The sequence below is a fragment of the Campylobacter lari genome (assembly GCF_004357905.1).
Classification (GTDB): domain Bacteria; phylum Campylobacterota; class Campylobacteria; order Campylobacterales; family Campylobacteraceae; genus Campylobacter_D; species Campylobacter_D lari_D.
Genome location: NZ_SMTT01000001.1, coordinates 246516 through 259501, shown reverse-complemented (window position 1 = coordinate 259501; position 12986 = coordinate 246516). Strand labels below are relative to the sequence as shown.

The 12986-nt window shown below is 27.9% G+C and carries 11 protein-coding genes; 2 read left to right on the top strand and 9 right to left on the bottom strand.

The window, feature by feature from the left end; translation table 11 throughout:
* Nucleotides 1-29: 29 nt before the first annotated feature.
* From hypF to E2O22_RS01230, 9 genes are all read right to left on the bottom strand, one after another.
* Nucleotides 30-2228 (bottom strand): carbamoyltransferase HypF, encoded by a 2199-nt coding sequence (gene hypF, locus E2O22_RS01270; RefSeq protein ID WP_133318872.1) that lies wholly within the window; start codon nt 2226-2228, stop codon nt 30-32.
* Nucleotides 2209-3723, bottom strand: a complete 1515-nt coding sequence (locus E2O22_RS01265) for a Kae1-like domain-containing protein (protein ID WP_133318871.1) — start codon at nt 3721-3723, stop codon at nt 2209-2211. The genes hypF and E2O22_RS01265 overlap by 20 nt, the downstream gene beginning before the upstream one ends.
* A gap of 76 nt (nt 3724-3799) precedes the next feature.
* A complete protein-coding gene (locus E2O22_RS01260) occupies nt 3800-4465 on the bottom strand; it encodes a M48 family metallopeptidase (RefSeq protein WP_133318870.1) in 666 nt (221 codons plus the stop codon).
* Entirely contained in the window at nt 4441-5757 is a 1317-nt protein-coding gene (locus E2O22_RS01255) for an MATE family efflux transporter (protein ID WP_133318869.1), read from the bottom strand. The genes E2O22_RS01260 and E2O22_RS01255 overlap by 25 nt, the downstream gene beginning before the upstream one ends.
* Nucleotides 5758-5841: 84 nt before the next feature.
* Nucleotides 5842-7080: a DUF2920 family protein gene (locus tag E2O22_RS01250; protein WP_133318868.1), complete on the bottom strand. Its 1239-nt coding sequence runs from the start codon at nt 7078-7080 to the stop codon at nt 5842-5844.
* A 59-nt stretch (nt 7081-7139) separates the two neighbouring features.
* Nucleotides 7140-7880, bottom strand: a complete 741-nt coding sequence (gene pstB / locus E2O22_RS01245) for a phosphate ABC transporter ATP-binding protein PstB (RefSeq protein WP_133318867.1) — start codon at nt 7878-7880, stop codon at nt 7140-7142.
* Complete coding sequence (gene pstA, locus E2O22_RS01240; protein WP_133318866.1) at nt 7877-8965, bottom strand: phosphate ABC transporter permease PstA; 1089 nt, start codon at nt 8963-8965, stop codon at nt 7877-7879. The genes pstB and pstA overlap by 4 nt, the downstream gene beginning before the upstream one ends.
* Nucleotides 8962-9876, bottom strand: a complete 915-nt coding sequence (gene pstC / locus E2O22_RS01235) for a phosphate ABC transporter permease subunit PstC (protein ID WP_047208303.1) — start codon at nt 9874-9876, stop codon at nt 8962-8964. The genes pstA and pstC overlap by 4 nt, the downstream gene beginning before the upstream one ends.
* A 16-nt stretch (nt 9877-9892) precedes the next feature.
* A complete protein-coding gene (locus E2O22_RS01230; protein ID WP_133318865.1) occupies nt 9893-10876 on the bottom strand; it encodes a substrate-binding domain-containing protein in 984 nt (327 codons plus the stop codon).
* A gap of 86 nt (nt 10877-10962) precedes the next feature.
* Here E2O22_RS01230 and E2O22_RS01225 point away from each other — a divergent pair, with 86 nt between their 5' ends.
* On the top strand, nt 10963-11622 hold the full coding sequence (locus E2O22_RS01225) for a response regulator transcription factor (RefSeq protein WP_043019788.1): 660 nt from the start codon (nt 10963-10965) through the stop codon (nt 11620-11622).
* The gene (locus E2O22_RS01220; protein ID WP_133318864.1) at nt 11616-12914 is read left to right on the top strand and encodes a sensor histidine kinase; all 1299 of its coding nucleotides are present in this window, start codon (nt 11616-11618) and stop codon (nt 12912-12914) included. Before E2O22_RS01225 ends, E2O22_RS01220 begins: the two co-directional genes overlap by 7 nt.
* Nucleotides 12915-12986: the final 72 nt, after the last annotated feature.

Sequence of the window (12986 nt, the reverse complement as noted above, 5' to 3'; positions counted from 1 at the left end):
AAAAAAGTATTAAAAAAATATGAGTTTTATTAAGTTTTTAAAGATAAATAATGCACAAGTTGCCCAAGTGCGATAGAACTATCATTGCAAGGAAATTGCAAAGAAGTTTTATAAGCAAAATTTTTTCGATCTAAAATTTCAAGCAAGGTTTTATTTTGAAATACCCCACCACATAAAAGCACTTCTTCTTTAAAATCTTTTGAATATTCTATAATTAAATTTGCAATGCCATTAAGCAAACCTGTGCTAATTTTAACTTTATCTTTATCTTCTAAAGCTTGCAAAAAAGCATTTTTAAAGCAAATTTCTTTTTCTTTGATGTCAAATTTGTAACTATAATCAAAATTTTTATCATAATATTTTTCCATCAAAAGCCCAGTTTGTGCTTCATAATCAAGCTTTTGTATATCAAAAGCAAAAGCGCCAAAAGCATCGATAATCCTACCAAGAGAACTCGTATATAAAGAGCTTTGAGTGTGAATTTTTTTAAGATTATTTAATTTTACTTGAGAAAATTTAGCTAAAAACTCGCTAGCTTTGCTTTCTAAATTAAAATCAAAAATTAAAGCTAAAGCTAAATTTGCGATATTTTTAATATCTGCATTAATTAGTTTGAAATTTTTAAAATGATTTAGCCTTTCATAGCTTTTTAAACTCGCTCTAAAAATCTCCCCACCCCAAATTTTTCCATCATCTCCATAACCTGTTCCATCAAAAACAAAGGCTAAAACATTATTTTTGTAAATTTTGTGTTCAAATAAACAAGCACACAAATGTGCATAGTGATGTTGCACGCGAAAATTTTTATAATCTCTAAATTCTTTTACATAGTTAAATTGCGGGTGTTTGTCGCTTAAAATCTGATCAAAATTTAGTTTATAAGAGTTTTGAAAGAAAGTTAAAATTTTAAAAAATCTCTCTTGTATGTCTAAACTTTTCATATCGCCTATATAAGGAGAAATGAAAATTTGATTTTTAAAAAAACAAGCAAATTCGTTTTTTAACTCACTTCCTAGAGCTAGAATATTTTCTTTTGTATTAAAAATACTTGCTGTATTGATATAAAGTGGGTTAAGACCCCTTGAAGTCCTTAAAAACATAATTTTTTCGCTAATAACTTGAGCAATGCTATCATCGCTTGAGTTGTGTATTGTTCTATCATAATCAAGATAAAAATCAAATACATCACTAAGTTGCTCTAAAAGTTTTATTTCTTCATAAATAATGCTTTGTGAACTTAAATTAGCACTTGTTGCAATGATAGGTTTTTTAAAATGTTCAAAAAGCATTAAATGCATTCCCATATAAGCTAACATAATACCTATTTTATTGGTATCTGGTGCTAAGCTTTTATGGATATTTTTGCTATTTAAAATAACTATGGGTTTTAAATTTGAAGTTAAAAGTTTTGCTTCAGCTTCATTAATAAAAGCTAATTCTTGAGCCATTTTAAGATCTTTTACCATGATAGCAAAAGGCTTTTTAGGGCGATTTTTGCGTATTCTAAGTTCATTTATAGCATTTTTATTTGTACTATCACAAATTAAATGAAACCCACCCATACCTTTAAAAGCTACGATTTTACCTTCTTCTAAAAGCTTTGCAAGCAAGATAAAAGCTTTTTCATCTTTGGCTAAAATATTTTGATTTTTATCTTTTAAAAAAATAGTAATTTTACATTTTGGGCATGAGAGTGGTTGGGCATGAAAACGACGATTAGCAGGATCTTCATACTCGCTTTGACAAAAAGAACACATTTTAAACTCATCCATAGTCGTATTAACTCTATCATATGGAAGTTTTTTTATAATAGAAAATCTTGGTCCACAATTTGTACAAGTGATGAATGGATATTTAAATCGCGGATTTTTCTCATCGTAAAATTCATTATAGCAATCCTCACAAAGAGCAAAATCACTTAAAATCGGGCTAAATTTTTCACTATCTTGTGAAGTACTTATGATAAATTCATTATAAGTTTTTTGAAGTTTTTTATAAGAAAAGCTAAAATCATCTATCCTAGCTAAAGGTGGTAAATTAGCAAAAAGTTTTTCTTTAAAAATTTTTAAATCATCATTGCCACACTCAAGGATTATAACAACACCTAAGCTATTATTATAAACTTCACCTTTTAAATTAAGCTCTTTAGCTATGTTAAAAACAAAAGGACGAAAGCCAACGCCTTGCACTAGCCCTTTAATATGAATTTCATATCCAAAGTGGGACATCACTTAACTTAAAAAATGGTATGTGTTTAAATACATTTTTGCTAAGGCTTTTATGCTCAAACAAGCTCCCACTAAGCACGGCACAATCAACTTGTTCTTTAGCCTTTAAATCATCAAATAAATCCCTTAAAAAATACGCCAAACTCTCAACAACACCTAAGGCTATGATTTGATTTTCTACTCCAGCAAGCTTAAAACTCATCACACTTCTTAAGGTTTTAGTGTAATCAAATTCTTTTTGCTCATTAAGCTTAAAGTCTATCCTAACACCTTTTGCCATTTTACTCTCATCAGCTAAGGCCAAAAGTGCTAATGCTGCTTTTTTCTCGTCTTCACTAAGCTCTAAAATCATCCCTACCATGCCAAAAAGATTAAAAAAATTATTAGCCATATTTAGTTCTTTTCGCACAAGAATAAATTCTTTTTCGTAATTAGCTAATAATCTCTTAGCAACATCATCTTGACTTATAGTTTCATAAAACTCATCAAAGCTTTTTGGTAAATTTAGTTTTAAAAGATTGATTTCTTTATCAAGTAAAATAATATCATCATTTCTTTTGCTAAGTTCTAAAAGCAAAGGCTTTTTGTCTTTAAAATCAGACAATATACAAGAAATTCTTGCGAAATTTTTATCCTCTTTTTGAAAAATTAAATTTTTAAACTCGGGTAAAATATAATCATAACCCCTACAAACTACTAGTTCATTTTCGATTAAAGCTACTTCAAAATCATCTTCAAAATATTCTAGCTTTTTAAAATTTAAAAACTTAATTCCTTCTTTTTCAAGCTCAAAACACAAGGCAAACAAGAAAAGATTATCATATATTTTTATTTTAAAATATTCATGATTTAATTGATGATTTTGTCTAAAAATAGCATTAAATTTAAGCTTCATTAGAGGCTTTTCAACCCCTGCTAAGATTTTAAATTGCTCGTTATTGCAAGAAAAAAATGCATTGATATGTTTTGGGTCACAAGGTATTAAAAAATCATCCAATGCTTCATTAAAAATTTCAAAAGCATATATTCCTTTTGGACTTTTAAAATGCATTTTTTCTTTATTTTTTAATTTTTCCAAGGCTTTTTTTAAATTATCGTAGAAATTTTCTTTAGTGATTTTTATAAAATCTTCTTCTATTTTAAATTCTTCTTCTACAAAAATACCCCATTCATTTTCTAAAAGCTCGCCATTAGTATAAGCATTTGCATTAAGTCTTGTTAAAAAACTTCTTTGAGTAAAAGCTTTTTCTTTTTTTATAGGTGTAAAATCTTCTTCTATAACTTTTAAGTCAAATTTGTTTAAAAAAACACTATGGCTGATATTTTCTAAATTAGAACAAAAGGCTTGAATTTCATCTTTTTCGCCTTTAATCTTAATAATGATTTTTTCATCCTTTTGCTCATAATCATACATATAATCTTTAGCATAATAAGCTAACAAATACTCAAAAATATCATTTTTAGATTTATAATCAAAAGTAATTTCTAAAAGCAAGTTTAAAACCTTAAAATTAAATTTTTAAAAATATAAATATAACAATTTTAATTCTAAGGAAAGCTTAAAAATATACTTAAAAAATAAGACTTTTTAGAAAAATTTCCCTTGCTTTATAATCAGGCATAAATTTATATAAAAAATCATAAAATTCTTTTTGATGATGTGGGTAGATTAAATGTGTAAGTTCATGTAAAATCACATATTCTATAGCTTTTATAGGTTTTTGCATAAGTTTTAAATTTAAGTTTATGTATGCTTTTTGATGATTACAAGAACCCCATCTTGAAATCATTTCCTTGATGCAAATTCTTTGCACCTTTCTTTCAAAAGCAAATTCCCATTTTTTTATAAAATACTCAAAAATCACTCTAGCACTACGCCTCAAGAAAAGATCTAAGGACTTTTGATTTTTTGCAAAAATTTTATCTTTTTTTATAAGAACTTTTTTATGATTTTCGTTAAAAACTAGCTTGTATTTTTTACCTAAAAAATACAATTCATCACTTGCTAAAACTACTCTTTTTAAAGAAAGTTCTTTTTCTTTGGCTCTAATCCAACTTTCATTTTTTTCTAAAAATCTTAAAACATCTCTTTGCTCATAATATAGCGGTATGCTAAGTTTGAAATTTAAATCCCTGTCTATCCTAAGTCTTAGATATTTAAGTTTTTTCTTTTCAAAAGCAAAACGAAATTCTTTAAATTCTAAAATTCCTTTTATACTAGTGCTTTGCCTTGCCATTTTTTACTTTTCCATCTATATGAATTTACTATACCGCGTAAAAACTCATCTGCACAAAAACCTATCCAAACTCCCAAAATTCCAAGTCCAGCATAAAAACAAAGCACATAACCAACCGGTAAAGAAACCCCAAGCATAAACACCACTCCACTTAAAAATGGAAATCTCGCATCACCACTTGCTCTTAGCGAATTCACCATGACTATATTAAAAGTTCTTGAGATTTCTAAGAAAATTGAAAGAGTAAAAAGTGGTATCATAAGCTCTTTTAAACTTTCTTCAAGCTTTACCACACCCATAGTAAAATCTTGCAAAACATAATTAAGCAAAGCTACAAAAGCACTTGCTACCACGCTAAAATATAAAGCTATCCAAGTATGCTTATAGGCTACATTTAAGTATTTTGCGCCGACTAATTTACCTATGATAATTTCATTTGCCACGCTTATAGCTTGCCCTACTAGCATGATAAGTAAAGAAATTTGAAAATAAATCGTTTGAACGCTTAAATTTTCTTTACCCAAGCTTGCTACAAAAGCAAAAGCTATGGTGTATTGTATAAACCATATCAAATGCTCTCCTGCTGCAAAACCACCAATGTTAAAAATCTTTTTAAGTACCACTTTTTCAAGACTTATCATCTCTTTAATTTTAAGATGAATTTTGAGTTTAAAACTAAGTATTGCTACAAGCATACCAAAGGCGACCAAACGCCCAAGTATATTACTAAGCCCTACTCCAAAAAGCTCTAGTTTGGTAAAATGTAATACATAAAAATTTCCTATAAATATCACAACATTCATCAATAAGGTAGTAAACATAACCCAATAAGCCATATTATACACCCTAATAATAGCAGCTAAAACTATACCCATAGCGTCAAAAAACAAACAAATTCCAAGCATGTGCAAGTAAATTTCACTATTCTTTAAAAGCTCATTTGGAATTTGTAAAAGATAAAGCAAAAACTCTCCATGCCATAAAATCAAACTTCCGCACACAAAACCAAGCAAAGCATTTAAAAATAAACTTTGATGAATTGCCTTTCTTGCTAGAGTGTAATCTTTAGCTCCTAAAGCTTGAGCGATCACTACACTACAACCCACACTTAAAAAACTAAAAATAATGATAAATAAATCTGCTACTTGATTACCCGCACCCATGGCTCCAACTAAAAAGTTAGAATACTGCGAAACCATCACGGTGTTGATAATCAAAGAAAAATATCTTAAAAACATTTCAAGCAATATAGGCATACTAAGATGTTTGAGTGAAAGTTGTTTGCTTGCCATAAATACTCTTTTTGATAATAATCTTTTGAAAGTAAAAAGTAATTTTACTTAAAAATTACTTTTTATAAAATAAATAATGTCAATTTAATTTGATATACTTAAAACAATTTGATCATTTTCCTCTTTAAAAGTATATATTAAATCATCACACTTATATGAGATTTCTTTTTTACAAGTTTTATCTTTTAAAGGTTCTTGCAGAATTTGTGGTAAGTGTTTATTTATTAAAGTTTTAATAGACATCCCCATCCCATGATCTAAATTTTTTATCAATTTTCCATCCACTTGATTTTCATCATCTATAACATATGAGCTATATTTAAAATCAAGGCTATCCAAAATACAAAATAATTCTTTTTTATCTTCATAAGGAGCTATAGCTGTATCAAATTTTGAATGATAGAAAATATATGCCGGTTTAGGATAGGAACTTTGCAATATTAAGTGTTTTTGGTTTAGTATATCTCTAATTAATCTTCTTCCAAGTGAAAAATAATACGGCGATTGCTTGTTTATAGTCCAAAAAGTTTTATCGTAACAACATAGTCTTATATTATTAAAAAAATGGAAAGTACCAAAACACATATGCTCACTATAATCAATTTCTTTCCCAAAACCTATCAATCTCCAACATGTTTTTGCATAAGATGAATTATCTATAACTGCATCGATAATCCAAGGAGAAATTTTTGCACATAAATTTGCTAAATATCCACCATGAGATGATCCTATTAAAATATGCTTTATACCCCCCCCCATAACTTTAAAAGGAGGATTTTTTCTAATATATAAAAGAGCATTTAGTATATCTGTTGCTTGCATAATACCAAAATTTTGATATTCGTTTTTAGTTGGTTGCAAACTGACACTCAAATCAAGATAATAGTTTTTATCCAACTGCCAATTATTCTTCATTTTTTGGATTTGCTTGTTGACATAATCCATAGCAGGGTAAAATTCATCAAAATTGTTTAATTTTTGTATGTCATAAGGAATGTTTATATTAAGTGCATTTATACTTGTATTAAAAATAAATTTATCAATATTATCAAGAAAAAATTTTGCTCCTGTTTGAGGACGATTGCCTATACAGTGATAATTTACAGCTAAAACAGCAATATTGTATTCCCGTGCCCCATAGTTAGCTAATTTTGTTTTGTAAATTTCATTTGAATCACCACCTAATCCAGGTATAATACAGACGATAGCTTCAATTTCTTTTTCATCATCATATGTAAGTTTAAACTCCAACTTACTTTCTCTTTTTATATTTAATTCTACATCATCACAAGAGTCTATGAAATAGGTTTGATTTATGAGCATGCTAAGCCTTTTAGAAATTTTGATTAATTATATCATCAAAATTTCTAAATAAATAAAAATTATCCAAAAGCTCCATTTAAGTATGCTTTTGTTTTTTCTTGTTTTGGATTTTCAAAAAATTCTTTACTTTCACCAAATTCTACAAGTTCACCTAGATGAAAAAATGCAGTATAATCAGCCACGCGCTTACCTTGTTGCATGTTATGCGTTACCATGATCATAGAAAGATTATGACTTAATTCTTTAATAAGCTCTTCTATAACGCTTGAAGATATAGGATCAAGTGCAGAAGTTGGTTCATCTAAAAGTAATAATTTTGGCTTTATGGCCAAAGCTCTTGCAATACAAAGGCGTTGTTGCTGACCACCTGAAAGTGCTAGAGCATTTTGTTTTAGTTTATCCTTTACCTCCTCAAAAAGCCCTACTTTTTTAAGACAATCTTCCACCAAAGCATCTTCTTCATCTTTGTTTTTGATCATCCCATGGAGTTTTGGAGCATAAGAAATATTATCATAAATGCTTTTTACAAAAACATTAGGTTGTTGAAATACCATTCCAACTTTTTTTCTAAGCACGACTAAATCTTGATTTTTAACATCTTTTCCATCAATCTCAACAAGACCATCGATTTTTGCTATTTTGTCATTCATCCTATTAAAACAACGCAAAAATGTGGATTTTCCACAGCCTGAAGCACCTATTAAAGCTGTGATTTTATTTTTTTGAATTTCCATATTAATATCAAATAAAGCTTGTTTTTTACCATAAAATAAATTTAGATTTGTTGTTTTTGCTATCATTTTAATTTTCCTTGAAAATATCTTCTTAAAAGTATTGCTGCTAAATTTAAAATCACCAAAAGAGATAAAAGCACTATAATCCCTGCTGCTGTTCTTTCTAAAAATGCACGCTCTGGCATAGCTGACCATGAAAAAATTTGAGCAGGTAAAACACTTGTTGGCGCAAAAACACTATTTGCCACATCAGGTATAAAAGCTATCATACCTATAATCATCAAAGGTGCGGTTTCACCAATAGCTTGAGCTAAAGTTAAAATAGAACCTGTTAAAATCATAGGCATTGCCAAAGGTAGCATAATGCCTTTTATCATTTGAATTTTAGTCATGCCTAAAGCATATGCTGCATTTTTCATATTAATATCCACACTTTTTAAGGCAGCTTTAGTTGAAACAATAATAATAGGTAAGCTCATAATAGCCAAAGTTAATCCTCCAACTAAAGCACTAGAACGAGGCATCCCAAAAAGATTAATAAACACCCCAAGTCCTAAAAGTCCAAATAAAATACTAGGAATACTTGCAAGGTTATTAATACACACTTCTATAAAATGCGTAAATACATTTTGCGGAGCAAATTCTTCTAAATAAATAGCTGCCCCAACTCCTATTGGGATACTTACAACCATACATACTATCATCACAAGTAAAGTTCCAACCACAGAAGCAAAGATTCCTGAATTTTCAGGTGATTTAGAATCTCCATTAAGGAAAAAATTTGTGTTAAAACTTAGTTTGATTTCTTGCTTTTGAACTAATTCATCAACTAAAGTTTTTTGTTCATCGCTTAGTTTATTGTAGTTTTTTTTCATATATTGATCAACTTCAGAATTTGCTAAAAGCCAAGATTTTTCTTTGATTTGACCTGTTCTTATTTTCCTTTGTTCAGCACGCGATAAAAGCTCATATGAAGGGCTATTTCTATCAGCCTGGGCATAAATGTAAGTTTGCTTAAAAGCTCCTATCCCAAGATACCCTACGCTTGATAAAAAAATACAAAGAAAAATAAGGTTTATATAAAGCCCCATTTTACAGAATCTTTTGAAATTTTTTGAAGCTTTTTTTCTTTGTTTAAAAAGTTTTTTCATAAATTTTTCCTTTTATGGAAGCGATTTATCAAATAAACGCTAAAAATATTAATGATTAATGTAATAATAAAAAGCACAAGCCCTAAAGAAAATGCACTTAAAGCTAAAGAACTATCAAAAGCTTGATCGCCACTTAATGCTTCTACTATTTTTACAGTCACTGTTGTCATATCTTCTAAAAAATTCATTGTTAAATTTGGACGCAATGAAGCAGCCATAACAACAATCATTGTTTCACCTAAAGCTCTTGAAAGTCCTAAAAGACAAGCTGCAACTATACCTGGCATTGCTTCTGGTAAAATTACTGCAAAAACGACTTCTTTTTTAGTCATACCTAAAGCATAAGCTCCGTTTATCCTTTTTAAACTTACAGCTTCAATACAATCTTGTGAGAGTGAAGCCACTATAGGAACTATCATAATACCCATGATAAAACCTGCACCTAGGGCACTTTGAAAACTAGCTTCTATACCAAAAAGAGAAAAAAACCACACTATAAAAGGAGCTACAACTATGGCTGCGAAAAATCCAAAAACTACAGTAGGAATTCCTGCTATGATTTCTAAAATAGGTTTTAAATAGTTTTTAGATTTTTTACCTGCAAATACTCCAAGATAAATAGCACACATTACACCTAAAGGTAAGGCTGTTAGCATTGCTATTAATGAAATATAAAAAGTTCCCCAAAATAAACTCAAGGCACCAAAAACCCCATGCTTGCTACTTCCATCAGCACCTACAAATGCAGCATCTGCTGCCCACTGACTTGAGAATAAAAAAGTAAATACGCTTTCTTTTTGAAAAAATTTTAATGCCTCTATTAAAATAGTTAGCATAATAGCAAAGCTTACTACTACGCTAACAAAAGCACAAAGAAAAAGCGTTAATTTTATTATTTTTTCTTTTATCAATTTTTCATCCTAAAAATTAAAAAACTTTCCCTGCTTTAACAAGCTCATCAGTTAATAAACCTTTTTCTTCTATATGTTTTTGGGTTTGTTTTAATGTTTTTTCATCCAAAGGAACTAATCCTATTTTTTCTAATTCTGCTCCGCTTTTAGCTAAATCATCACTCATATAAATTTTTGCAAATTCAAATACTTCTGGATTTTTCTTAGCATTTATATATATAAACAAAGAACGAGCTAGTTTATATTTTCCTTCAGATATATTTTTCTCATCAGCTTTTACACCATCAATATCAACTGCATTAATCTTATCATCATTGCTAGCTAAAAATCCGTATCCAAAAAGCCCAAAAGCTTCTTTATCAACAGAAAGTTTTGAAACAATTAAATTATCGTTTTCTCCGCTTGGTATAAATGCTCCATCTTGGCGTATAGTTTTATATGCACCTTTATATTCAGGAATTTTTTTAGAAATATCTACCATTACAAGCTCTTCTATACTATCTCTTGTTCCTGAACTTGATGGAGGACCATAGATTGTAATTTTTCTATTTGGTAGATTTTTATTGATTTGTTGCCAATTTGTATAAGGATTTGGGACTAATTTTCCATCTTGTGGAATTTCTTTGGCCAAAGCTAAAAATAACTCATGTAAGCTTATATTTAATGGAGCATTGATTTTATTTTGAGCTAAAACTATGCCATCATAACCTATCATAATCCCGACTATATCACTCACACCTGATTTTTTACAAGTTTCAAATTCACTTGGCTTGATTGCTCTTGAAGCATTAGAAATATCAGTAATTCCCTCGCAAAACACTTTAAAACCACCGCCTGTGCCAAGACTTTCAACTATAGGTGTTTTTGTATTTTTTATAGAAGCATACTCTTCAGCAACAAAAGAAGTAAAAGGATAGACAGTAGATGAACCTGCTATTTTTAATTCTGCTGCGTTTAAACTAACAAAGGTAGCCACACTTAAAGCCAAAAGTTTTTTCATTTTTTCTCCTTGTTTTAAAAAAGTAATGAAAATTTAAAAAAACTTGGAAACATTTTGGATACATGTATTTTTTGATATAATTTTATATGCTAAATGTTATTTTGATAGAAGATGATAAAGATTTAAATGAGTTAATTAGTTTAAGACTTAGTCAAGAAAATATAAAAATTTATAATTATTTTGATTTTTTTGACTTAGAAACCTTTCTAGATACAAATGAAATAGACTTAATCATCATGGATAGAAATTTACCAAGTGGCGATAGTGTAGAGATGATAAAACAATTAAGAAAAAAAGGTTATATGGAGCCTGTGATTTTTCTTAGTGCAAAGACTTTACAAAAAGATATTTTAGAAGGTTTTGAGCAAGGCTGCGATGATTATATATGCAAACCTTTTGATTTTAATGAGCTTTTATTTAGAATCAAAGCCGTAACTAAAAGAAATAAAACTCCAAAAGAACAAATTTCTTATCAAGATTTTACTTTATATATAGAAGAGAGAAAATTAATTTATCAAACAAATACATTTGAAAATTTATCAACCCTAGATGTAGAATTACTCAAGTGTTTTTTTAATCACAAAAATCAACTTCTAAGCCGTCAATTTTTAAGTGAGCAAGTATGGAAAAATGACACAACAAGCGATAAGACAATCAATACGGCTATTTTAAGATTAAAACAAAAAATTCCACAAATTAAAGAAAATATCATTTCAGTGCGCTCGGTGGGTTATAAATTGTGTTAAAAATCAGAAATTTTTTTGCTTTATTTTTTATATGTTTTTGTATATTTTTTATAGGATTGTTTTATTTTGTTAATGAGCAATATATAAACAACACTATAAAAAGCACTTATGAGCAAAAATTAAAAACCTTAAATGATACATTAAAATTTAGCATTATAAAAACACTCAATACAAACAACATTCAAGAATTTTCTCAACAAACAAGAGCAGATTTTATCATCAAAAAAGATGGAAAAACCATCTCATCTTTAGATGATTTTGATTTTTTTAAAAATCAATTTAACGCAGATTTTACACATGAATTTTTTAATAATAAAGAAATTTATTATAAAGCTTATCAATATGAAGGATATAAATACATCATCATTGTTTATCCAAAAATAAACGCAAAAATACAAGATTTTTGGATAAAAAATATTTTGATTTTTTTACTTTTTTTAGCAGTATTAACTGCAATATATATTTTTATATTTAACTTTTTTAAAAAATACTTTCAAGAATTACTTTTGTTTATTAAAAATATAAAGAGTCAATCAGAATTTCATTTTACAAAGAACTTTTTTTATGATTTAAATTCTTTAAATTTAAGATTATTAAAAATAAAAAAATTATTTTATGAGAAAGAATTACAAAATAAAAAACAAGCCAAAAAAATTAAAATGAAAAACACTCAACTTTCAAATTTAATCAGTGCTATTTCACATGAGTTAAAAAATCCTTTAAGTGTTATAAATTTAAGTTTGCAATCTTTAGAAAAAGAACATAATGATGAAACTATGAAAAAATTTATGCTTGAAAAAATTCACAAGCAAAGCGTAAAAATCAACCAACTAACACACAAACTAAATTTTGTTTTTAATTTAAATATCACATCTTTAAATAAAGAAAATTTTGATTTATATGCTTTAAGTAAAAATATTGTTGAAAATTTTAATGAAAGCAGGATTAAAATTCAAGGAGAGCAAACTTTCATAAAAGCAGATTCTTTTCTCATTGAGCAAGTTATTATTAATCTCATTAGCAATGCACTAAAATATAGTCAAAAAGATATTTTTATTGAAGTTAAAAACCAAGAATTTACTATACAAGATCAAGGCATAGGCATAGAGGAAAAATACTTAAAATTAATCACAAAAAAATTTTATAAAATCAATACTAGCCAAAACAATTCTTTTGGACTAGGATTGTTTTTAGTTAAAAAAATACTCACTTTACACAAAAGTTCTTTAAAAATTCAATCTAACCCACAAAAAGGCAGTGTTTTTTCTTTTAGTATAAAAAATACAAAATAATTTTTTTATTATTAATATCTTTTTAATAAAACTATATTAATATAATAAAGCAATAACACTTAAAGGAGAGAA

Bases quoted from the DNA above. Each gene is read 5' to 3' on its own strand.
- E2O22_RS01260 (WP_133318870.1), bottom strand. From the start codon at position 4,465: ATGGCAAGGCAAAGCACTAGTATAAAAGGAATTTTAGAATTTAAAGAA.
- pstB (WP_133318867.1), bottom strand. From the start codon at position 7,880: ATGATAGCAAAAACAACAAATCTAAATTTATTTTATGGTAAAAAACAA.
- pstA (WP_133318866.1), bottom strand. From the start codon at position 8,965: ATGAAAAAACTTTTTAAACAAAGAAAAAAAGCTTCAAAAAATTTCAAA.
- hypF (WP_133318872.1), bottom strand. From the start codon at position 2,228: ATGTCCCACTTTGGATATGAAATTCATATTAAAGGGCTAGTGCAAGGC.
- E2O22_RS01225 (WP_043019788.1), top strand. From the start codon at position 10,963: ATGCTAAATGTTATTTTGATAGAAGATGATAAAGATTTAAATGAGTTA.
- E2O22_RS01255 (WP_133318869.1), bottom strand. From the start codon at position 5,757: ATGGCAAGCAAACAACTTTCACTCAAACATCTTAGTATGCCTATATTG.
- E2O22_RS01250 (WP_133318868.1), bottom strand. From the start codon at position 7,080: ATGCTCATAAATCAAACCTATTTCATAGACTCTTGTGATGATGTAGAA.
- E2O22_RS01230 (WP_133318865.1), bottom strand. From the start codon at position 10,876: ATGAAAAAACTTTTGGCTTTAAGTGTGGCTACCTTTGTTAGTTTAAAC.